The organism is Xanthomonas sp. fls2-241-TYG-148 (assembly GCF_030208815.1).
Classification (GTDB): Bacteria; Pseudomonadota; Gammaproteobacteria; order Xanthomonadales; family Xanthomonadaceae; genus Xanthomonas; species Xanthomonas campestris.
This window is the reverse complement of sequence record NZ_JARVTE010000021.1, coordinates 16202-36770: the sequence shown is the minus strand read 5'-3', so window position 1 is coordinate 36770 and position 20569 is coordinate 16202. Positions and strand designations below refer to the sequence as shown.

The window sequence follows — 20569 nt, the reverse complement described above, 5'->3', positions numbered from 1 at the left end:
GACCCTGGCAGACCGCTCCCGTGTGTTCCATCCTAACAATGTTCTCAGCGCACGCGGCGCTCATGCAGTGGTTGGCTGATTTCGCACCTCCATCGTCATGTCAGTGGGTAAACATCGCGTTGAGTTCTCCATGTTTCCGCCGGTTGGAAGAAACGCTCAAGCTGTGGGTTGCAGCTTACTGCCCCTGCGAACCGGTCGCGCCGCCGCTCTGCTTGGCGACGAAGGCCTTGTACTCATCCGGGGTCAGCTTGCCGTCGGTGTTGCCGTCCGCGCTATCAAAAATCTGCGCAAGACCTGCATTGACCTGCGCTTCCTGCTTGCTGATGGCGCCATCACTATCGGTGTCTACACTGGCCCAGGTCTGACCACCGCCAGACTGCGACTGTGCGCTGGTTGCCGAGCTACCGGTCTGCGCCGGCTGCGCAGCATCCTGGGAGGCGCTCTGCGCCATGGCCGGCAGCGCCAGAGCGGCAGCAAGGGCGGCGGTGGCAGCGATCAGCGAAGTGCGGTTACGGGTCTTCATTGGGTGGTCTCCTTTGTCTTGGGAATGCACGGTGTCGCCGCACATGGCACCACCCTACCCATCGCAAATGAACGTTCAACCTGCCCTGATTTGCCGCAAAACGTCCTCTTAACCACCCAACAATTCTTTGCGATTAGGCGGCTGTTAGGCATGCGTGAGCCAAACAGAAGCGCCCCATTCAATCACCGCGAATTTGAGACTTGAGGCTCGTTTTGATGGCCGCTTTTACGCAGCAGGCGCGTCATCGTCCCACGTCGCGGAACTGAACAATCGCCAACCCAGCACCACACCGGCGATCGCACCGGCCACTTCGAGCACCACGCGCGAGCCCAGTTCATTCGGGTCGTGGATCTTGGCCAATGCCACGCGCGCATACAGCGGTGATTCGAGCCGCACCACGCTGGTGTAAACCAGATGCCACATGTCGTAGCCAGCGCCGATGGCCACCGCCAGCAGGCAGGCGATGCCCAGGGTGTGCCCATGGGTGAACTGCAGACGCCGGCCCAGGTGCTCGACCCCGGCAAACAGCAATACCCCGATCACCAGGGCGATCAGGCCGGCTTCCAGCGATCCGAGTAGGCCAAAGTGCAGAGGCAGATTCATTAAAAGGCGTTCCAGCGCGAGAGACGCCCCAGTCTAGCGGCAGTGCGCGGGGCAACCACGCGCGGCACTGCGGTTGGCGCGCCACTGGATCGTGCAGCCAGCGGCCGCTGCCGCAGCCTCGGTGCGGCAAGCGAAGCGACGTGGGTAACGCCTCATTCCACTCATTCGTTCGGCGGCGCAACACCGTTACGCGGTGGGCTGTTCGTTCGCCAAGCCTGCGCAAAGCCGCCTAGCGCTCAGGCGTCGTCCTGCCCACGTGCGCTGACCTGCGCTTCGCCTTCCTCATCCCACTGCACGCTCACCGACATGGGCTTGCAACAGACCTGGCAATCTTCGATGTAATGCTGGTCGCCGCCGGACAGATCCAGCGCCAGGGTGATCCATTCCCCGCAATAGGGGCAGGCGATATCGACAAAGCGTTCCGGATCGGACATGGCAGGTTCCTCAGTTGACCGGCACGTCGTAGGCGGTGTCGGGCGTGGGTTCCGGACGAAAGGTGAAGTGCCACCATTCCATCGGGTAGTTGACGAAGCCCTGAGCCGCCATTGCGCGCAGCAGGCGCTGGCGGTGCGCGCGTTGGGTTGCGCTGATGTCGGGCGCGTCGGTATGTGCCCGGGCGTCGAAGAAGTCGAATGGCGTCCCCATGTCCACCGGCGCGCAGGTTCCGCGCTTGCAGGTCAGCAACCCCAGATCGAGCGTGGCCCCGCGGCTGTGCCCGGAGGTCTCGGCGATGTAATCGCCCAGCAGCGCGCGCTTGTTCACGCGCGGGTAGTACTGCGCCTTGGTCGACTGCGCCTGCAGATCACGCGCCCACGCGACGAACGCCTGCACCGCACGCACCGGGCGATAGCAATCGAAGACCTGCAGGCGATCGCCATCAGCCTTCACCGCACGTGCCACCCTTGCCAACGCCTCGGCGGCCGGTCGCAGCAGGTAGCAGGTCGGCGCCACGTAGCCCGGCACCACGCGGCCAGTGAAGTTGTCGCGCCCGGCGTACCGCATGTCGACATCGATGTTGGGCGCAAGGGTGCGCACATCGATCAGCCCCGCTTCTGCAGCCGTGGTGGCTGGCGAGATGCGTACATCAGCGGCAAGCGCGGTCAAGGGCAGCAGCAGGACCGCGGCCAGCGCCATACGCACCTGACGTACTGCACCGCAAAGGATGTGCCGCATGAAGACCTCTTAATAAAAACCGGTGGCGGATCCACGATGAATCGACACCCACAAACCGCAGCATAGGCCCGCACGCAGCAGTGTCTAGCGGCTGCTGTCAGCGTCGCTGCGGTCATCGGTCAGCGCGGGCTGCGAAGCCGGCAGCAACGGCCGCGTCAACGCAAACAGGATGCGCAGATCTTCCGCATCCAGCACCTTGGCATCATTGCCGCGGAAGTGGTGGTGGAAGGCCTGCAGGGTGGCGGCGGGGTCGTCCAGGCTGTAGCCGAGCAGGGCCAGTGCCTGCCAGGGGTCGAAGCCGGCGGGCGCGGTGGGGCTGTCGGCGGCCGGCCAGCGGCCGAAGCCGGCATCGGCCAGGCGCTTCCACGGGAACAGGGGGCCCGGGTCGTTCTTGCGTGTGGGCGCGACATCTTCATGCCCGACGATCTGGGTGCGCGGGATGCGCAGGCGCGTGCACAGGTCCTCCAGCAACACCAGCAGGCTGTCGATCTGCGCCGGGGCAAAGGACTCGTGGCCATCATTGTCCAACTCGATGCCGATCGAGGCCGAGTTGACATCGGTGATGGTGCCCCAGCGCCCGGCACCGCCATGCCAGGCGCGTGCGCTGTCGGGGACCAGTTGATAGCGCTGGCCATCCTCGCCGATCAGGTAGTGCGCACTGACCCGGCCGCCGCTGTTGCGGCCGCGCAAGGTGGTCAGGCTCTGTTGCACGGAGTGCTGGTCGGTGAAATGCAGCACGATCAGGATCGGGCGCCGCGCATCCTGGTTTGGCGACGGCACCCACTGGGCCAGCGGGTTGCGCTGCGGCGCATGCGCGCACGCGCCCAGCAGCAGCACCGCCGCGCACAGCGCGGCACGTGACCACAGGTGCAACGCGCGAGGACGAGGGGACATCCGGTTCTCCTTCAATGACGGCAAACGCAGGCAGGTGCGACGTGCACCGGCCTGGGCACACGTGCGGGTGAGCGCCGCGCGGGCACAGCGCAACGCGACTAGACTAAACGCTTCGCAGCATGCCGGCCGCGGCCATCGTCGAGAACTCCTGCCATGCCCGTGTCGCGCCCTCTGTGCTTGTGGTTGCTCTGTCTGGTCGTGATGCTCGCCAGCGGTATGGCGTGCGCGGACAGCTCGCCTTCCCTGCAGGCACCGTTCGCCGTGGACGACGCGCAGCTGCAGGCCGATTACTGGATCGCACGCAGCGACACGGCTAACGCGCCGCGCATGCCTGGCACGCAGATCGCCGCGTTCAATGCACGGCTGTTGCGTGACGATGCCTCCATGCACGACCTGGCGCGCCTGCCCGCCACGCTGACGGCCGCGCAGGTGCGCGCATGGATCCAGACGCTGTCGGCAACGCCAAGGCGCACGCTCTACAGTACCGATGGCCAGACGGTGAGTGCAGCGCAGCTGGATGCATTGCGGCAATCGCTGGCGCTGGATGCGTTACCCGCGCGAATCACGCCGGCCTATGCCCTGGTGGTGCAGCGCGCCGCCTTGCGCACCTTCCCGACCACGCAGCGGGTGTTCACCACTCCCGACGACCGCGATATCGACCGGTTTCAGGAGTCGGCGCTCTACCCCGGCACGCCGGTCGCCGTGCTGCACACCAGTGCCGATGGTGCGTGGCGCTTCGTGCTGGCCGAAAACTACGCCGCCTGGGTCGCCAATGATCAGCTGGCGGTGGGCACGCGCGCCCAGGTGCTCGACTACGCACAACGCGGCCCGCGCCTGGTGGTAACCGGCGCGCGCGTGCAGAGCGCCTACACGCCGGAATTGCCGGCGGTCTCCGCACTGACCCTGGATATGGGCACCAACCTGCCGCTGCTGCCGCGCTGGCCGCCACAGACGCCGGTCAACGGGCAATTGCCACTCGCCGCATACGTGGTGGAGCTGCCGCAGCGCGATGCGCGCGGTGCTCTGCAACTGGTGCCGGCGCTGGTGCCGCGTGGTGCGGATGTGCGTGTCGGTGCGTTGCCACTCAGCGAGGCAGCACTGCTGCGCCAGGCGTTCAAGTTCCTAGGTGAGCGCTACGGCTGGGGCAACGATTACGCCGCGCGCGATTGCAGCGGCTTCGTGCTGGATGTCTATCGCAGCCTCGGCATCGCGCTGCCACGTAACACCGGCGACCAGGCTCGCAGCCCGGTGCTGCACAGCGTGCCCTTCGATCAACGCGCTCCCTTGCCGCAACGGCAACAACAGCTGGCGCGGCTGCAGGTGGGCGACCTGATCTACATCCCCGGCCACGTGATGCTGGTGATCGGGCATGTGCAGGGTGCGCCGTGGGTGATCCACGACGTGGCCGGTGCGGGCTACCGCGATGCCGCCGGCGCCCTGCAGCGCGCGCGCTTGAACGGCGTCTCGGTCACGCCGCTGCTGCCGCTGCTCGCCGGCGACGGTACCCCCTTCATCGACCACATCACCCGCATCCAACGCGTCGCCGCCACGGCCTTGCCATGAAGATCACCGGTTTCCGCCTGGGCATGCTGCGCGTGCCGTTGAAAACCCCGTTCAAGACCGCGGTGCGCACCGTGCAGGCCATCGAGGATGTGGTGGTACTGCTCCAGACCGACGGCGGCCACATCGGCTATGGCGCCGCGCCCGCCACCGCGCTGATCACCGGCGAGACGCATGCCAGCATCATCGCTGCCATCACGCACTGCATCGGCCCGCGCCTGGTCGGTCAGGACGTGGCCGATCTCAACCGCTTATGCGGGCTGGTGCAGCAGGCGCTGGAGCGCAACAGCAGTGCCAAGGCCGCGGTGGAAATCGCGCTGTACGATCTGTGGGCGCAGGCGTTCGATGCGCCGCTGTATCAGCTGCTGGGTGGCGGCACTCCGCGCATCACCACCGATATCACCATCAGCGCCAATCCCATCGAGGTGATGGTGGCCGATACGCACGACGCGCTTGCGCGTGGCTACCGCGCGCTGAAGATCAAGGTCGGCAAGGACAGCGACTCGGACCTGGCCCGCGTGCAGGCGATCCACGCTGCCGTGCAGGGCCGCGCATCGCTGCGGCTGGATGCCAATCAGGGGTGGACGCCCAAGCAGGCGGTGCGCACCATGCGCACGCTGGAGCATGCAGGCATCGCTCCGGAGTTGCTGGAGCAGCCGGTCAAGGCTGCCGACCTCGATGGCCTGGCGTTCGTCACCGCACATATCGATACACCCGTGATGGCCGACGAAAGCGTGTTCGCGCCGGCGCAGGTGATCGACCTCATCCAGCGCCGCGCAGCCGACATCGTCAACATCAAGTTGATGAAGACCGGTGGGTTGTCGCAAGCCATCCGGATTGCCGATATCGCCGCGCTGTACGGCATGCCGTGCATGATCGGCTGCATGATCGAATCCAGCATCAGCGTGGCCGCCGCGGTGCATCTGGCGGTGGCCAAGGCCGACAGCATCACCCTGGCCGACCTGGACGCGCCGGCGCTGGGGCAGTTCGACCCCACCGAGGGCGGCGTGCATTTCAATGAAGCGCAGATTCATATCGACGACGCGCCCGGCCTGGGCATCCGGCGCATCCGCGGGCTGGAGCTGTTGCCCTGATCGGCGCACATGCCGCGCAGCGCTGCGTTGCATCCACCGATGCGCAGGCGCGCGCGTTGCTGGGTACAGTAGCGATCAGGCGTGCAGTGCCGAACGGCAATACGGTGCGCGCCGCCCCCTTTGCAGCGGTGTCTGCCGCTGGTCAGTGATCACTGGAGCCTGCATGCGCATCGCTGTGTTGTTTCGATCCTTCGTGGTGCTGGCGGTCCTGCTGAGCAGCAGTGCGCCAGGCAGTGCCGCCCCGGTGCCGGCACTGGAGGCGGCACGCGCCCTGATCGTGGTGACCACTGCGGACTGGGACAGCACCCAGGCACGCCTGCAGGCCTTCCACCGCGTGGATGGCCGCTGGCAACCGGCTGCACCGGCGTTTGCCGTTGCGCTGGGCCAGCATGGCAGCGCCTGGGGCGAGGGCCTGCACCCGGCCCAGACGCAAGGCCCGCAAAAACGGGAAGGCGACGGCCGCAGCCCGGCCGGCATCTTCGCCATCGGCCCCGCGTTCGGCTATGCGCCGCAGATCGATAGCGCCATGCCGTACCAGCCGATGCAGGCCAGCCACTACTGCATGGATGTACCCAGCTCGCCGCTGTACAACCGCATCGTCGATGCCGACCAGGTGGGCAAGGCCGCGGTGGCCGGCTCGACCGAACCGATGCGCCTGGATCTGCGCCAGCCCGGTGATGCGCGCTACCAGGAAGGGTTTGTGATTGCGCACAACCCACAGGCAATTCCCGGCCGCGGCAGCTGCATCTTCGCGCATCTGTGGCGCAGCCCGGGCCATGCCACCGCCGGCTGCACCGCGATGGCGCCGGCAGACATGCAACGCTTGCTCGCCTGGTTGAAGCCCGAGGACGCGCCGCTGTTCGTGCTGTTGCCACGTGCCGAATACGCGCGCCTGCAACGCAGCTGGCAGTTGCCGGCACTGGCGCAGGCCACGCCATGAGCAGCCAGGGCAATGAATCTCCCGCACTGGTGCGCGCGGTCAGCCGCTGGCAGATCGTGGGCTTGTCGATCAACGATGTGATCGGCAGCGGCATTTACCTGCTGCCCGCGGCCACGGCCGCGCTGCTGGGGCCGATGAGCCTGTGGGCGGTGATGCTGGCCGGCCTGGCAGTGGCGCTGCTGGTGCTGTGCTACGCCCAGGCGGCCAGTTATTTTGATACGCCCGGCGGCAGCTATCTGTATACGCGCGAAGCCTTCGGCCCGTTCACCGGCTTCCAGATCGGCTGGATGATCTGGTTGACACGCATCAGTTCGGCTGCTGCATTGAGCAACGGGCTGGCCGATGCAGTGGCGCGCTTCTGGCCGGCCGCCGGCAGCGACGGCTGGGAACGTCTGCTGGTGGTGGTGGGCTCGCTGGGCTTGCTCACCGCCATCAACGTGATCGGGGTGAAGTCAGCCGCACGCACCGGCGTGGCGCTGGTGATCGGCAAGCTGGTGCCGTTGCTGTTGTTCGTGGCCATCGGCCTGTTTTACGTGGATTGGTCGTGGGCCTTTGCCGGCAGCACGCCAGACCTGCGCGACCTCGGCAATCTGGGCGAAGCCGCGTTGCTGTTGCTGTTTGCGTATGCCGGCTTCGAGAACATCCCTGCCGCTGCAGGCGAGTACCGCAACCCGCGCCGCGACGTGCCGTTCGCCTTGATCACCATGATCGTCACCGTGACCCTGATCTATGCCGCCGTGCAGGTGGTGGCGCAGGGCACCCTGCCGAATCTCGCGGCATCGCCGACGCCACTGGCCGATGCCGCCAGCCGCTTCGGTGGCGAAGCCCTGGCGCTGATCCTCACCGTGGGCGCCACCATCTCCATCCTGGGCACCACCAGCAACACGGTGATGCTGGGCCCGCGGTTTTTGTTTGCGCTGGCCCAGGACGGCTACGGCCCGGCCTTTTTGGCGCGCGTCCACCCGCGCTTCCACACCCCAGCGGCAGCCGTGCTCACGCAAGGTGTGCTGTCGCTGGCGCTGGCTTTGTCGGGCTCGTTTACGCAGCTGGCACTGCTGTCGATGGTCACGCGGCTATTTGCCTATATCGGCACGGCGGCGGCGGTGATCGTGCTGGCACGGCGTTATCGCGCGCGCACCGATGCCTTGCGCCTACCCGGCGGCCCGCTCATTCCCATCGCCGCTCTGCTGTTGTCGCTTGGCCTGTTGGCGAGCGCCAGCTGGCAGAACCTGGCCGCCGCCGGGCTGGCCTTGCTGGTGGGCTGCGTGTTCTACCTGTTCCCGCGCAAGCCGGCCTGAGCGCTTCGCGCCGCGCTCGCGCAGCGCTCACGCACGACTAACTGCGTGCGCATGACGCTGCCACGCACAGTCCTGCGGGAGGTTGCGATGAAGCTGCGCCGTGTCTACAGCACACCGAATATCGACAGTGCCCAACGCGTCCTGCAGGCCGCGCGCGGCGCGGGGCTCGACAACGATGCGCTCTCACTGATCGCGCGTTCGGATATCGAAGTGGAAGGCGTTCCCGACGAACGCAAGGACGCCAAGACCGATTTCCTTCCCGCCGCCGCCCGCGGTGCTGTCACCGGCGGTGCCGCGGGCCTGGTCGCAGGATTGGTCGCCATCGCGGTGCCGCCAATTGGGCTCACTGTCGCTGGCGCCGGTGTCATGGCCCTTGCGGGCGCTTTGGTTGGCACGTGGTCGTCCGCGCTGGTGGGTGCCACCGTGCCGGATCCGGTGCGGCGCCAGTTCGAAGACGAGATCGAGGCCGGCCGCGTGCTGGTGGTGATCGATGCCGAAGAACAGGAACTCCGCAATGCGGAATCTGCGCTGGTGAGCGCAGGGGCAACGCCATTGCCGTATGAAGCCGCGTCAGCGGCGACCTGAAGCATCAGCGGAAATATCCGATGTGGGCGCAATTGCATACTCCGAGCAACCAACTTCAGCCTGGACAACGCACCCGACGAGCACCACAGTTTGATCTACCCATCACCCGGCGTGCCATGCAGTTAACAACCGCCGCCCTAGGGTATTTCGCACATTCGAATAATGGAGACGCGCATGAACGTGCCCTACCAGATTCCCGGCCGTGCCCCGGACGAAACCCGCAACCAGAACGTCTCGCAATACTGGCGCGAGCGTTTCACCGAGGAGCCGTATTACGCCGAAGGCGATCGCTACGAAGATTATGAAGCCGCGTATCTTGCCGGCCACGAAGCACGCGTGCGCGATATGGCACGCGCCTACGATCAGGTCGAAGCCGAGCTGCATCGTGACTGGGATGCCAATCGTGGGTCTTCGTCGTTGAGCTGGAGCAAGGCCCGCCATGCCGTGCGGCGCGCGTGGGAAAGCGCTGCAGAGTTTGTCAGTGGCGATGACCACGCCAAGAACGCAGAACGCCACCGTTGAGGTGGCGTTTCGCTTTAACACGTACCAGCTGGTGCAGTGTCAGTCCAAGGCAGGTGGGACGGCGCGGCTCACTGACCCCGCCGGGCCATCCATCGCATCACGCGTGTTTTTCTGCACCGCGACCGCGCCAAACAGGCTCAGTGCGTAGGCCATCGCATAGAAGCCCTTTTCGCTGAGCAACAGTGTTGCGTTGAACAAGCCGATGGTCAGCAACAACAGCGCGGCAATCAGCGAAAACCAGCAGATGGCGTAATACAACCCGGTGACCGGAATGCCATCGACACGGTCGCGCACACTTTTTTGCAGCGACACCGATGCGAACAGGCCGAACAACAGCAGAGTGAAGTAATAGCCCTTTTCGTTGAGCAGCATTTCGGCATTCCACAGGCCGACCAGATAGGCGCCGCCACCGAGCAGCAAGGCGGCCCACGATGCGGCAACAAAGGCAAACGAGGTTTTCTGCGTGACAGCCATGGAAACTCCTTTTCATGGTGAAGCATCGAGAGGGGACCCGGCGGTCTCGCAGATGGTGATCTACGACAAGGGCGGCCTGGACGGCGTCGTGTAAGGTACTTGAAAACCCGACGCGGGACACGTTGTGGGAGGGCTGCGACGTGACCGTGCCTCATCCCCTGGAGGACCTCATGTCAGTTCGACGTCTGCTTGCCCTGGCCTGCACGGCCAGCTTGTTTGCCACCGGCGCCGCACTTGCCGCACCTGCCACCGCGCCGGCAGCGTCCATTCCCAAGGCGCAATGGCCGTTTCAGGCCACCACCGTGGCCGATTTCGATGAGCCGTGGGCCATGACGTTCCTGCCCGACGGCAGCCTGCTGGTCAGCGAAAAGCGTGGCGCGTTGATGCGCCTGGACCTGAAAACCAAGCGCAAACGCGCCATCACCGGTATCCCCACCGTCGCCTACGGCGGCCAGGGTGGTTTCGGCGATGTGCTGGCGCATCCACGGTTCGCCCGCAACGGGCTGGTATACGTGAGTTACGCCGAACCTGGCGAAGGCGATGTGCGCGGCGCGGCGGTGGCGCGTGCCAAGCTGACGCTGGACGCAAACGGCGGTGGCAGCCTGTCGGACCTGAAGGTGATCTGGCGGCAGGACCCGAAGGTGACCGGCAACGGGCACTTCGGTCATCGCCTTGCCTTCGGCCCGGACGGCAAGCTGTGGATCAGCTCCAGCGAACGCCAGAAGTTCACGCCCGCGCAGGACATGCAGGCCAATCTGGGCAAGCTGATTCGTCTCAACGACGACGGCAGCGTGCCTGCCGACAACCCCTTCGCTGCGCAAGGTGGAGTTGCCGCGCAGGTGTGGTCGCTAGGTCACCGCAACATCCTGGGCATCGCGTTCGACAGCAAGGGCAAACTGTGGGAACACGAAATGGGCCCGCTCGGCGGTGATGAGCTCAACCTGATCCAGCGTGGCGCCAATTACGGCTACCCGGTGGTGTCCAACGGCGACAACTACGACGGCACGCCCATCCCGGACCACAACACGCGCCCGGAGTTCGCTGCGCCCAAGATCAGCTGGACGCCGGTGATTTCGCCAGCAGGTTTTGTGATTTACAGCGGCAAGCAATTCCCAGCATGGCGCGGCAATGGCTTCATCGGTGGCCTATCGTCGATGGCGTTGGTGCAGGTGTCGCTGGACGAACAACCGCGCGAACTGGCGCGCTACGACATGGGCGCGCGCATTCGCGAGGTGGAGCAAGGTCCAGATGGCGCGCTGTGGCTGCTGGAAGACGAGGCCAGCGGCAGCACTGGCCGTCTGCTCAAGCTGACACCCAAGCGCACCGGCGCTGTCGAGGAAGACGCGTGAACCAGCGAGTTTGAGTAGGGGAGTCATGCCATCGCCACGCACGCATCGCGTGCTGGCGATGGTCATGATGCGAGGTGAAGCGCCGAGCGATCGGCGCTTTTTTTCTGCGACACGCACTTTCTGCAGCATGCATGCCTTTCGGCAAAAAGTTGCGCGCAGCGGCAACCGCGTTGACCACTAACGCTGATTGGCCGCTACGCACTCGCATGCGAACGACGCGTGTGATGGTCACCTGACCTGAGTCACAGGTCGCCCATCCAGAGACCCGCGTTTCATCCTGATAACAAGGTGACCTGCACTGCGGCAGGCCACGCCCACGGCGATGCCTCAGCTTTCCAGCAACTCGAACGACACCGGCTCGCCACTCTTGGCCGACGCGCACACCCACACATCGAACAGCCCCGGCTCGGCGCCGAACACGCCCTTGTGGTTGGTAAACGCCAGCGCATCGCGCTGCAGGGTGAACACCACCTCCGCACTCTCGCCCGGCTGCAGCAGCACCTTGCGGAACCCCTTGAGCTCGCGCACCGGGCGCACGCGGCTGGCAACCCGGTCGTGCACATACAGCTGCACCACTTCTTCGCCGGCCACCGCGCCAGTGTTGGTGACGCGCGTGGTGATGGTCAGCGTCTGCTCCCACCCCAGCTGCGTGGTGCTCAGTTGCGGCGCCGCATACGCAAAGGTGGTGTAGCTCAAGCCGTGGCCGAACGGGTACAGCGGCTCGTTGGGCATCTCGCGCCAGCGCGCCTTGTACTCGGACAGCGTGGGCAATTCCGGGCGGCCGGTGCGCAGATGGTTGTAGAAATACGGCTGCTGGCCGGTCACCTGCGGGAAGCTGATCGGCAGGCGTGCCGAGGGGTTGTAATCACCAAACAGGACGTCGGCCACGCCGGTGCCGGTCTGGGTGCCCAGGTACCAGGTCACCGCAATCGCATCGGCATCGCGCACCGCACCGCTCAGCGCCAGCGCGCGGCCGTTGCGCAACAGGATCACCATCGGCGTGCCGGTGGCGGCCACCGCTTCGGCCAGTGCCTGCTGTGCCGGCGGCAGCGTGATCTCGGTCCGCGACTGCGCCTCACCGCTAAACCGCTGCGGCTCGCCCAGCGCCAGCACCACCACATCGGCAGCTTGCGCGGCATCGATTGCCGCGGAAATGCCGCCTGGCAACGGCTCTTCCAGCCCGCAGCCTGCGACCACGCTCAGGTTGTCGGCCGCCACCACTGCACGTACGCCCTGCTCGAGCGTGACGTACCGTTCCTTGTCGCCGAACAGGGTCCAGCAGCCTTCGATGTTTTCGCGGTCCTGCACGAACGGGCCGATCAGCGCGATGTTCTGCCCGCTCTTCTTCAGCGGCAGCAGGTCGCCTTCGTTCTTGAGCAGCACGATCGAACGCCGCGCCGCATCGCGCGACAACGCATCGTGCGCGGGCAGATGCGCGGTATCGGCTTCGCGTGCGGGATCCAGCGAGCGGTACGGATTGTCGAACAGGCCGATCGCCTCTTTCAGCTGCAGGATGCGGCGCACGCTGGCGTCCAGCGTAGCCATCGGCACCTCGCCGCTTTCCACCAGCGACGGCAGATGCGCGGCATAGAAACCGCTCTGCATGCTCAGGTCCAGACCCGCCAGGAACGCCTTCTTGGTGGCGTCGCGCTCATCGGCCGCGTAGCCGTGCGCAATCAATTCCATGTCGGCGGTGTAATCGGAAATCACCACGCCCGGGAACTGCCATTCACCGCGCAGGATCTCGGTAAGCAGTTCGTGGTTGGCGCTGGCCGGCACGCCGTTGATGTCGTTGAAGGACGACATCACCGTCAGCGCGCCCGCATCGAACGCCGCCTTGAACGGCGGCAGATGCACATCGCGCAGCGTCTGCGGTGCGATATCCACCGTGTTGTATTCCATGCCGGCCGCCACCGCGCCGTAGGCGGCGAAATGCTTGGGCGTAGCCAGCAGGCAATCGTCGGCTTTGAGATCGCTGCCCTGGAAGCCGCGCACGCGCGCGGCGGCAAACGCCATACCCAGCACCACGTCTTCGCCGGCGCCTTCCGCGCCACGGCCCCAGCGCTGGTCGCGCGCAATGTCCACCGCAGGTGCATAGGTCCAGTGCAGGCCGGCAGCGGTGGCCTCGATCGCGGTGGCCCGCGCGGTGCGCTCAGCCAGTTCTGGCTCGAAGCTTGCCGCTTCGCCCAACGGGATCGGGAACACCGTGCGCATGCCGTGGATGACATCGGCGGCCAGGATCACCGGAATGCCAAGGCGGCTTTCTTCAACCGCCACTTTCTGGATCTGCACGCCCAACGCAGCGCCCACACCATTGAACAGCGAGCCCACCCGGCCCTGGCGGACCTGTTGCAGCACTTCGTCGGCGTTGAGGACATTGGCCTCGGGATTCACGTCCGGCGCGAACGGCCGCACCATGTCGGCGAATACCCCGAGCTGGCCGACCTTCTCTTCGACGGTCATGCGGGCAATCAGGGAGTCGATGCGATCAGCAGCCATGAGATCCTTGAGAAAACGTTTACATGGTCGGCAATTCTAGCCTGATGCGACCATGATGGTGAAAGCCCCCACCCCGGTTCAGCCTCGGATTCAGCTGTTCGGTGCGGCAGTGCGACACAGTTCGCGCAGCCGGCGGCAGACGCTGTCCCCAGCAGCGCCAGTGATCCCGGCAGTTGGATGAGCCCGGTTGCCGGCGGATCGGCCACCTCCCGCACTCCGATACACCAACGTCTATTGCGCCAGTGGGAGCACAGATCAGCTGCGGCTGCGCTCGATGATGACGCCTACCGCCTGCGCGCCGCGCACCGCGCCCGGCTTGCTCAACTTCAGCCGCAGCCACTGCACCTGAAATTCCTCCAGCACGATCGCCGCACACCGCTCGGCCAGGGTCTCCACCAAGCCGAACTCCGACTGCTGCACGAACTCGATCAACCGCTTGCTCACCGCCTTGTAGTTGAGCGTGTCGGCGATGTCGTCGCTGGCGGCCGGAATGCGATTGTCGAACCCCATCTCCAGGTCAAACCGCAACGTCTGCCGGATCCGCCGCTCCCAGTCGTAGATGCCGATCAGCGCATCGATGTCGAGACCTTCGATAAAGACTTTGTCCATTGAATAGGGAATCGAGAGTTGGGAATAGGGAATGGTGAAAAGCAAGACCAGCAACAGCGCGGCACAGAATGGACCGGAGAACGGCGTTTACGATTCCCGATTCCCGATTCTCGATTCCCGCGCCGCCGCTAGCGGCGCAAGCGTCGCCATATCCCAACGCGGCGTCACCTGCACCGCGGCATCGGCGTGCTCGCCGGCTTCCAGGCGCAGCGCGCCGGCGAAGGCAATCATGGCGCCGTTGTCGGTGCACAGGGCCGGGCGCGGGAAGCAGACCCGGCCGCCGCGGCGTTGCGCGGCCTCCTGCAGGCGGGCCCGCAGGCGCTTGTTGGCGCCCACGCCGCCGGCCACCACCAGGGTGTTGCAATCGGCGGCGTCCAGCGCGCGCAGGCACTTGATCGCCAGCGTCTCCACTACCGCGTCCTCGAACCCGCGCGCGATGTCGGCGCGGGTGGTGTCGGACTGGTCGCTGCCGCGCCAGGCCAGCAGCACCTGGGTCTTGAGCCCGCTGAAACTGAAGTCCAGCCCGGGGCGGTCGGTCATCGGCCGCGCGAACTTGTAGCGCCCCGGCGTGCCGGTTTCGGCCAGCGCCGCCAGCTGCGGGCCGCCCGGATACGGCAGCCCCATCATCTTGGCAGTCTTGTCGAAGGCTTCGCCGGCGGCGTCGTCCAGCGTTTCGCCCAACACTTCATACGCGCCCAGCGCCTTCACCGAGACCAGCTGGGTATGGCCGCCAGATACCAGCAGTGCCACGAACGGCGGCTGCGGCGGGTCGTCTTCCATCAACGGGGCCAGCAAATGGCCTTCCATGTGGTGCACGCCGATCGCCGGCACTTCCAGCGCCCAGGCCAGCGCGCGCGCCACCCCCGCACCTACTAGTAAGGCACCGACCAGGCCGGGGCCGGCGGTATAGGCCACCCCGTCCAGCTCATCGATGCGCAACCCGGCCTCGTCCAGGGTCTGGCGGATCAGCGGCAGCAGCTTGCGCACATGGTCGCGGCTGGCCAGCTCCGGCACCACGCCGCCGTATTCGGCATGCAGCGCGATCTGGCTATAGACCGCATGGGCACGCAGCGCCGGCACGCCGGACAACGCGGTGTCGTACACCGCCACTCCGGTCTCATCGCAGGATGATTCGATCCCAAGCACTTTCATGACAGTTCGGCAGGCAGGTTCATGGGCGACATTTTCGCAGCTTTTGCCGCGCGCAAACCGGTCTCCGCAGGTATGCTGCGCAACCGCGGAATGGCCCGCCAACTGCGGCAGCACGCACGTTCCGGCGCCCTCGATCCATTCGATTGCGCCAGGGGCTTGCAGGCCGTTCCCAAGTCGTTATAATGCGCGGCTCGCCGGGGCAACCCGGAAATTCCGTCACGCGAGTCCGCTCGCACCCGCCCGGGGCTCCCGGACGGAAATCCCATTATCTGGAGAACCCATGCCCAGCGTTAAAGTCCGCGAGAACGAGCCCTTCGAATTTGCGCTCCGCCGTTTCAAGCGCACCTGCGAAAAGGCCGGCGTGCTGGCCGAGACCCGCAAGCGCGAGTTCTATGAAAAGCCGACCCAGGAGCGTAAGCGTAAGGCTGCCGCTGCTGTGAAGCGTCAGCTGCGTCGCTCGTCGCGCGACGTCACCAAGCGCCAGCGCTTGTACTGATCGATCGCGGTTCTTCGCCGGTGGGCAGGCGCTGTAGGCGCGGCCCCTCGGAGTAGAACCCAAGAGCCGGCACGCGTAAGCGTCGCCGGCTTTTTGTATTGGCCTGACGCGGCCGTGCGTGCCGAGGCAGTTGGCCCGGCCACCGCGTCGCTGCATTCACGCCGGTTACCCGCCATCTCGGCGGCGCCTGTCGGCGATCCCCCTTACGTCACCCAGGAGTACAGCATGTCCCTCAAGCAACAGCTCACCGAAGACATGAAGGCTGCGATGAAGTCCGGCGACAAGCACAGCCTGGGCGTGATCCGGCTGATCAATGCCGCGATCAAGCAGAAGGAAGTGGACGAGCGCGTCGAAATGGACGATGCCGCCGTCATTGCCGTGCTCGACAAGATGGTCAAGCAGCGCAAGGACTCGGTGACCCAGTACGAAGGCGCCGCCCGCGAGGATCTGGCACAGATCGAGCGCGAGGAAATCGTGGTGATCGAGCGCTACCTGCCGGCCAAGATGGGCGAAGCCGAGATCGTGGCCGCGATCCAGGCGGCCGTCGCCGAGACGGGCGCCAGCAGCCCTGCCGATATCGGCAAGCTGATGGGCGCACTCAAGCCCAAGCTGGCCGGTCAGGCCGACATGGGCCTGGTGTCCACGCTGGTGAAGAAGCAGCTGGCCGGCTGAGGCCGATCAACCGGCATGCCCTGCGCCGATGGCCGGGGCATGCAGGCGGCGGGCGCGCTGCTGCTGCCGCGCGCGTCGAGCCCGCGTGGTGCGATGACGACGCGCGCCGGTGATGGGCCTTCGCCTTCCGAGTGGATCGCAGCTAGGCGGTATGCGAGGCCCCGGTGCGTCGCACGGTTACATCAGTCGCAGCGGTTGAACCATCGCCTCGTTGCTACGAACGCGCACTGCGCGCTGCCGAGTCCGCGCATATCGGTACGCCGCCGCACGTCTTCTAAGCCGCACGACGTCATCGACGCCGCAGTGCTGCTGGTACATCGCTGATCACTGATCCGTACTGCTGTTGCCACTGCCTTTTCTGTTCCGAGAACAACGGCGCGCAAGCGACGATGTGGCTCCGGCTCCAGCAAATGGCCAATGCACATTGCATCTGCGCGCCTCATACCGTTGGTTCGCCGTAAGTCCGACACTGCGCTGCAGTGTGGCAAGGCTCGCACCGATTTTTCTGCACGCGTCTGCGACCTATCGCAGACAGGAATCAACGCTGCGCGCTGAGGTCAACCACGCATCGCACGGCAGGCGCCGCAAGTGATGTGCAGCACTCAACGATGCGCTGATATTGGCCCAGCCGGCAGCGCGCCACCGGCACATGCCCTTACCTGATCTCGCAGCCAACGCTGCACGACATCCTCCAGCATCGATTTTTTCACCATGCCTTCGATCCCGCCCTGCTAGAACGGTGATGCCAGCGCAGGCGCAGGCCAGGCACTCCGCATACCGGCCTGGCCCTTGAATCCTGCACACGCCACGGTATGCGCCAAGGATTCTCCGCCGGTGACGACATTCTCCACCGAACACCTGCAAAAGCACCTGACCCGCGTGCAGCGCAGCCTGCCCATGGCGCTGTTCAATCGCTTTCTCGAAATCGACGTGATGACCCAGGCCGCGTCGTTGTCGTTCTATGCGCTGCTGTCGCTGGCGCCCTTGCTGGTCTTGCTGCTGTGGCTGACGGCCTCGCTGTATCCACCCGCGCAGGAAGCGCTGGTGCAGCAGATCGCGCAACTGGCCGGCGGCAGCGCGGCAGAAGTCGCCGATACGGTGATCCGCAATGCCACCGACCAGCCCGGTGTGGGCTCGCTGGCCGGGCTGTGGAGCACGCTGCTGCTGTTCATCGGTGCCACTGCGGTCTTTGCGCAGCTGCAGAACGCACTCAACCTGATCTTCCGTACCGACAAGCAGCGCCTGGACGGCATCATGGCGTGGCTGAAGAAGCGTGTATTTTCCTTCGGCGTGATCCTGGCGCTGGGCTTCCTGCTGATCGTCTCGATGATCGCCACTACCGCCTTGCAGGTGGTCTTCGCGCGACTGCCCTCGGTGCTACCGGCCGTGGGCTATGTCACCACGCTGGCACTGTATTCGCTGGCGTTCGCGTTCCTGTACCGCTACCTGCCCGATCGCACCGTCAATTGGCGCCAGGCCTTCGTGGGCGGCGTCATTACCTCGCTGCTGTTTGCGCTGGGCCGCTACGCGATCGGCGTGTACATCGCCAAGGCTGCGCCCGGCAGTGCGTACGGCTCGATGGGCACGCTGGTGATCCTGCTGGTGTGGATGTACTACGCCTCAGTGGTGTTCTTCATCGGCGCGCTGCTCACCGCAGTGATCGATGAGCGCGTGCGCTCGCACCGCAAACTGCGCGATGCCGGCGTGGACCCGGAGCATCCGCCCGAGATCGCTGCTGTGCCGGCCACACCGGCTTCCACCGAGACGCCGTTGCGCAGCTGAGCCCAACCGTGGGCGCTCGGCTGCGGATGAAGACGCGCTGAGACAGGCCCGAGCCGGGCGCGAGGGATTATCCTAGCGGGATGGCCCGCATCCCAGACGCGTTCATCGACGAACTGCTCGCACGCACCGACATCGTCGAGGTGGTGGGCGGTCGCGTGCCGCTCAAGCGCCAGGGCAAGGAGTATTCGGCGCGCTGCCCGTTCCATGACGAGCGCTCGGCCTCGTTCACCGTGTCGCCGACCAAGCAGTTCTATCACTGCTTTGGCTGCGGCGCGCATGGCACCGCGATCAGCTTCCTGATGAATTACGACCGCCTGGAATTTCTCGACGCGGTGGATGAGCTGGCCAAGCGCGCCGGCATGGAGATTCCGCGCGAGACCCAGCAGCGCACCCCGCAACAGCAGGATGACAGCCGCGAGTTGTACTCGGCACTGGAGGCGGCGACCAAGTTCTTCCAGCGTCAGCTCGAAGGCAGCGACCGTGCCCGCGACTATCTGGATGGGCGCGGCGTGGATGCCGAAAACCGCGCGCGTTTCCAGATCGGCTACGCACCGGATGGCTACAGCGCCCTGAAGGACACGCTGGGCACCGATGCGCGCCGCATGAGCGTGCTCGAACGTGCCGGGCTGTTTTCCAAGAACGACCGCGGGCATGTCTACGACAAGTTCCGCGACCGGGTGATGTTCCCCATCTTCGACCGCCGCGGCCGCGTCATTGCCTTCGGCGGGCGCATCATGGGCGCGCCGGCCGATGGCCGCGACCCGGGGCCCAAATACCTCAATTCGCCGGAAACCGCGCTGTTCCACAAGGGCCGCGAGTTGTACGGCCTGTGGCAGGTGCGCCAGGCCAACCAGAAGATCGAACGGCTGATCGTGGTGGAGGGCTACATGGACGTGGTCTCGCTGTTTCAGTTCGGCGTGACCCAGGCGGTGGCCACGCTGGGCACGGCGACCACGCCGGAACACGCCGAGCTGTTGTTCCGCAATGCGCCGGACGTGTACTTCTGTTTCGATGGCGACAACGCCGGGCGCAAGGCCGGCTGGCGTGCGCTCGAGTCGGTGCTGCCGCGGATGAAGGACGGCCGGCAGGCGTTCTTCCTGTTCCTGCCCGACGGCGAGGACCCGGACACCATCGTGCGCAAGGAAGGCGCGCAGGCCTTCGATGCGCGCCTGAAACAGGCCACGCCGCTGTCGCAGTTCTTCTTCGACGAAATGTCGCGCGAGATCAACCTGCATACGCTGGATGGCAAGGCACGCCTGGCCGAGCGTGCCAAGCCGATGCTGGCGCAGATTCCCGAAGGCGCGTTCGGCGACCTGATGAAGCAGGAACTGGCGCGCATGACGGGCGTTGGGGCGAGCATGTCCGCGCAACACTCCCCGCCAAAAGCGCGGCCGCCCGCGCGCATGGGTGCGCCCACGCAGAAACGCAGCCTGGTGCGTGCGTCGATCGCCATCCTGCTGCAACAGCCGTCATTGGCGATGAGCCTGGAAGGCGACCACGATTTTTCCGGTCTGCGCCTGCCCGGCATCGAGTTGTTGATGGAGCTGCTGGCGCTGGTACGGCAACGGCCGGAAATCAGCACCGGCGCGCTGCTGGAACACTTCGCCGAGCGCGAGGAACTGGTCGCGCTGCAGAAGCTGGCCGCGCAGGAGCTTCCCGGCGACGAGCACAGCTGGGCGATCGAGTTGCACGACGTCGTCGCCCAGCTCGACAAGCAATTGCTGCGTCAGCGCGTGGAAGAACTGCAAGCCAAACAGCGCGCGCAGGGCCTGGACAACACCGACAAGTACGAAATGCGCGAGTTGCTCAAGGCGCTCGCAGCGTTGTGATGCCGCTACGCCTGCGCCACGCGGTCTGGATGCTCCTGCTGCTCGCTGGCAGCGCGCTGGCACAGTCCGCACCGCCCTACCGCCCGCGCGCGGTGCTGAGCGCCGGCCAGCCATCGCAGGCGCAATTGCGCGAGGCAGCCGCCAACGGCGTCACGACCGTGATCGACTTGCGTGGCCCGGACGAAGCGCGCGGCTACGACGAAACCGCAAGCGCGCACGCCCTGGGCCTGCGCTATGTGCGCCTGCCGATCCGCACTGCAGCCGGCCTCACGCCGGACAACGTGCGCGCATTGCAGCGCGTGCTCGACCAACAAGCCCAGGGCAAGGTGTTGCTGCATTGTGCAAGCGGCAATCGGGCCGGCGCGTTGTTGGCGCTGCTCGCCGCACGCGAGGGCGCCAGTGCCGAACAGGCCCTGCAGATCGGGCGCGATGCCGGCCTGCAACCATCACTGGAACCGGCGGTGCGCGAACGCCTGCAGCCACCGCCGCCGCAGTGACGCATCTGTTGCGCCGGC

21 protein-coding genes are annotated in these 20569 nt (G+C 65.9%); 12 read left to right on the top strand and 9 right to left on the bottom strand.

What is annotated here, in order from left to right:
* Nucleotides 1-175 precede the first annotated feature (175 nt).
* The 5 genes from QRM60_RS19040 to QRM60_RS19020 all read right to left on the bottom strand — a co-directional run bounded on the left by QRM60_RS19040 (nt 176) and on the right by QRM60_RS19020 (nt 3193).
* On the bottom strand, nt 176-523 hold the full coding sequence (locus QRM60_RS19040; RefSeq protein ID WP_115555192.1) for an EF-hand domain-containing protein: 348 nt from the start codon (nt 521-523) through the stop codon (nt 176-178).
* Nucleotides 524-748: 225 nt separating this feature from the next.
* Nucleotides 749-1126: a hypothetical protein gene (locus QRM60_RS19035; RefSeq protein ID WP_011038880.1), complete on the bottom strand. Its 378-nt coding sequence runs from the start codon at nt 1124-1126 to the stop codon at nt 749-751.
* A 236-nt stretch (nt 1127-1362) separates the two neighbouring features.
* Nucleotides 1363-1560, bottom strand: a complete 198-nt coding sequence (locus tag QRM60_RS19030; RefSeq protein ID WP_103700432.1) for a CPXCG motif-containing cysteine-rich protein — start codon at nt 1558-1560, stop codon at nt 1363-1365.
* Nucleotides 1561-1570: 10 nt separating this feature from the next.
* Complete coding sequence (locus QRM60_RS19025; RefSeq protein ID WP_285446869.1) at nt 1571-2260, bottom strand: M15 family metallopeptidase; 690 nt, start codon at nt 2258-2260, stop codon at nt 1571-1573.
* Nucleotides 2261-2383: 123 nt separating this feature from the next.
* Nucleotides 2384-3193 (bottom strand): N-acetylmuramoyl-L-alanine amidase, encoded by an 810-nt coding sequence (locus QRM60_RS19020; protein WP_285446845.1) that lies wholly within the window; start codon nt 3191-3193, stop codon nt 2384-2386.
* Between the two features lie 153 nt (nt 3194-3346).
* Here QRM60_RS19020 and QRM60_RS19015 point away from each other — a divergent pair, with 153 nt between their 5' ends.
* The 6 genes from QRM60_RS19015 (at nt 3347) to QRM60_RS18990 (ending at nt 9192) form a co-directional block, all read left to right on the top strand.
* A complete protein-coding gene (locus QRM60_RS19015; RefSeq protein ID WP_285446844.1) occupies nt 3347-4756 on the top strand; it encodes an SH3 domain-containing protein in 1410 nt (469 codons plus the stop codon).
* Nucleotides 4753-5847, top strand: a complete 1095-nt coding sequence (locus QRM60_RS19010) for a dipeptide epimerase (RefSeq protein ID WP_115555188.1) — start codon at nt 4753-4755, stop codon at nt 5845-5847. Before QRM60_RS19015 ends, QRM60_RS19010 begins: the two co-directional genes overlap by 4 nt.
* A 163-nt stretch (nt 5848-6010) precedes the next feature.
* Nucleotides 6011-6787: a L,D-transpeptidase family protein gene (locus QRM60_RS19005; protein ID WP_115555187.1), complete on the top strand. Its 777-nt coding sequence runs from the start codon at nt 6011-6013 to the stop codon at nt 6785-6787.
* Entirely contained in the window at nt 6784-8085 is a 1302-nt protein-coding gene (locus QRM60_RS19000) for an APC family permease (RefSeq protein ID WP_115003742.1), read from the top strand. The genes QRM60_RS19005 and QRM60_RS19000 overlap by 4 nt, the downstream gene beginning before the upstream one ends.
* An 87-nt stretch (nt 8086-8172) precedes the next feature.
* Nucleotides 8173-8670 carry a hypothetical protein gene (locus QRM60_RS18995; protein WP_285446843.1) on the top strand — a complete coding sequence of 166 codons (498 nt, stop codon included), beginning with the start codon at nt 8173-8175 and terminating at the stop codon, nt 8668-8670.
* A 174-nt stretch (nt 8671-8844) separates the two neighbouring features.
* On the top strand, nt 8845-9192 hold the full coding sequence (locus QRM60_RS18990; protein WP_161962555.1) for a hypothetical protein: 348 nt from the start codon (nt 8845-8847) through the stop codon (nt 9190-9192).
* A 39-nt stretch (nt 9193-9231) separates the two neighbouring features.
* Here the strand turns inward: QRM60_RS18990 and yiaA are convergent, their stop codons facing one another.
* Nucleotides 9232-9666 carry an inner membrane protein YiaA gene (gene yiaA, locus QRM60_RS18985; RefSeq protein ID WP_115003739.1) on the bottom strand — a complete coding sequence of 145 codons (435 nt, stop codon included), beginning with the start codon at nt 9664-9666 and terminating at the stop codon, nt 9232-9234.
* 170 nt (nt 9667-9836) lie between these two features.
* Here yiaA and QRM60_RS18980 point away from each other — a divergent pair, with 170 nt between their 5' ends.
* Nucleotides 9837-11015, top strand: coding sequence for a PQQ-dependent sugar dehydrogenase (locus QRM60_RS18980; protein WP_115555185.1), 1179 nt, complete (start codon nt 9837-9839; stop codon nt 11013-11015).
* A gap of 327 nt (nt 11016-11342) precedes the next feature.
* On the opposite strand, the gene QRM60_RS18975 is transcribed toward QRM60_RS18980, so the two are convergent.
* From QRM60_RS18975 to tsaD, 3 genes are all read right to left on the bottom strand, one after another.
* Nucleotides 11343-13514 carry a glycoside hydrolase family 3 N-terminal domain-containing protein gene (locus tag QRM60_RS18975; RefSeq protein WP_285446842.1) on the bottom strand — a complete coding sequence of 724 codons (2172 nt, stop codon included), beginning with the start codon at nt 13512-13514 and terminating at the stop codon, nt 11343-11345.
* Between the two features lie 255 nt (nt 13515-13769).
* Nucleotides 13770-14123 carry a dihydroneopterin aldolase gene (folB, locus tag QRM60_RS18970; protein ID WP_040941956.1) on the bottom strand — a complete coding sequence of 118 codons (354 nt, stop codon included), beginning with the start codon at nt 14121-14123 and terminating at the stop codon, nt 13770-13772.
* 87 nt (nt 14124-14210) lie between these two features.
* Nucleotides 14211-15275 carry a tRNA (adenosine(37)-N6)-threonylcarbamoyltransferase complex transferase subunit TsaD gene (gene tsaD / locus QRM60_RS18965; protein ID WP_285446841.1) on the bottom strand — a complete coding sequence of 355 codons (1065 nt, stop codon included), beginning with the start codon at nt 15273-15275 and terminating at the stop codon, nt 14211-14213.
* A gap of 280 nt (nt 15276-15555) precedes the next feature.
* On the opposite strand from tsaD, the gene rpsU reads away from it, so the two are divergent.
* From rpsU to QRM60_RS18940, 5 genes are all read left to right on the top strand, one after another.
* Nucleotides 15556-15771, top strand: coding sequence for a 30S ribosomal protein S21 (gene rpsU / locus QRM60_RS18960; protein WP_002808376.1), 216 nt, complete (start codon nt 15556-15558; stop codon nt 15769-15771).
* Nucleotides 15772-15996: 225 nt separating this feature from the next.
* Entirely contained in the window at nt 15997-16443 is a 447-nt protein-coding gene (locus tag QRM60_RS18955) for a GatB/YqeY domain-containing protein (protein ID WP_011038898.1), read from the top strand.
* A gap of 834 nt (nt 16444-17277) precedes the next feature.
* Nucleotides 17278-18225: a YihY/virulence factor BrkB family protein gene (locus tag QRM60_RS18950; RefSeq protein WP_161960447.1), complete on the top strand. Its 948-nt coding sequence runs from the start codon at nt 17278-17280 to the stop codon at nt 18223-18225.
* A gap of 80 nt (nt 18226-18305) precedes the next feature.
* Nucleotides 18306-20054: a DNA primase gene (gene dnaG, locus QRM60_RS18945; protein ID WP_115555183.1), complete on the top strand. Its 1749-nt coding sequence runs from the start codon at nt 18306-18308 to the stop codon at nt 20052-20054.
* Nucleotides 20051-20551, top strand: coding sequence for a sulfur transferase domain-containing protein (locus QRM60_RS18940; protein ID WP_115555182.1), 501 nt, complete (start codon nt 20051-20053; stop codon nt 20549-20551). The genes dnaG and QRM60_RS18940 overlap by 4 nt, the downstream gene beginning before the upstream one ends.
* Nucleotides 20552-20569: the final 18 nt, after the last annotated feature.

Excerpts from the sequence above, each read along its gene's own strand:
- QRM60_RS19040 (WP_115555192.1), bottom strand. The coding sequence starts at position 523 with ATGAAGACCCGTAACCGCACTTCGCTGATCGCTGCCACCGCCGCCCTT.
- QRM60_RS19035 (WP_011038880.1), bottom strand. The coding sequence starts at position 1,126 with ATGAATCTGCCTCTGCACTTTGGCCTACTCGGATCGCTGGAAGCCGGC.
- QRM60_RS19030 (WP_103700432.1), bottom strand. The coding sequence starts at position 1,560 with ATGTCCGATCCGGAACGCTTTGTCGATATCGCCTGCCCCTATTGCGGG.
- QRM60_RS19025 (WP_285446869.1), bottom strand. The coding sequence starts at position 2,260 with ATGGCGCTGGCCGCGGTCCTGCTGCTGCCCTTGACCGCGCTTGCCGCT.
- QRM60_RS19020 (WP_285446845.1), bottom strand. The coding sequence starts at position 3,193 with ATGTCCCCTCGTCCTCGCGCGTTGCACCTGTGGTCACGTGCCGCGCTG.
- QRM60_RS19015 (WP_285446844.1), top strand. The coding sequence starts at position 3,347 with ATGCCCGTGTCGCGCCCTCTGTGCTTGTGGTTGCTCTGTCTGGTCGTG.
- QRM60_RS19010 (WP_115555188.1), top strand. The coding sequence starts at position 4,753 with ATGAAGATCACCGGTTTCCGCCTGGGCATGCTGCGCGTGCCGTTGAAA.
- QRM60_RS19005 (WP_115555187.1), top strand. The coding sequence starts at position 6,011 with ATGCGCATCGCTGTGTTGTTTCGATCCTTCGTGGTGCTGGCGGTCCTG.
- QRM60_RS19000 (WP_115003742.1), top strand. The coding sequence starts at position 6,784 with ATGAGCAGCCAGGGCAATGAATCTCCCGCACTGGTGCGCGCGGTCAGC.
- QRM60_RS18995 (WP_285446843.1), top strand. The coding sequence starts at position 8,173 with ATGAAGCTGCGCCGTGTCTACAGCACACCGAATATCGACAGTGCCCAA.
- QRM60_RS18990 (WP_161962555.1), top strand. The coding sequence starts at position 8,845 with ATGAACGTGCCCTACCAGATTCCCGGCCGTGCCCCGGACGAAACCCGC.
- yiaA (WP_115003739.1), bottom strand. The coding sequence starts at position 9,666 with ATGGCTGTCACGCAGAAAACCTCGTTTGCCTTTGTTGCCGCATCGTGG.
- QRM60_RS18980 (WP_115555185.1), top strand. The coding sequence starts at position 9,837 with ATGTCAGTTCGACGTCTGCTTGCCCTGGCCTGCACGGCCAGCTTGTTT.
- QRM60_RS18975 (WP_285446842.1), bottom strand. The coding sequence starts at position 13,514 with ATGGCTGCTGATCGCATCGACTCCCTGATTGCCCGCATGACCGTCGAA.
- folB (WP_040941956.1), bottom strand. The coding sequence starts at position 14,123 with ATGGACAAAGTCTTTATCGAAGGTCTCGACATCGATGCGCTGATCGGC.
- tsaD (WP_285446841.1), bottom strand. The coding sequence starts at position 15,275 with ATGAAAGTGCTTGGGATCGAATCATCCTGCGATGAGACCGGAGTGGCG.
- rpsU (WP_002808376.1), top strand. The coding sequence starts at position 15,556 with ATGCCCAGCGTTAAAGTCCGCGAGAACGAGCCCTTCGAATTTGCGCTC.
- QRM60_RS18955 (WP_011038898.1), top strand. The coding sequence starts at position 15,997 with ATGTCCCTCAAGCAACAGCTCACCGAAGACATGAAGGCTGCGATGAAG.
- dnaG (WP_115555183.1), top strand. The coding sequence starts at position 18,306 with ATGGCCCGCATCCCAGACGCGTTCATCGACGAACTGCTCGCACGCACC.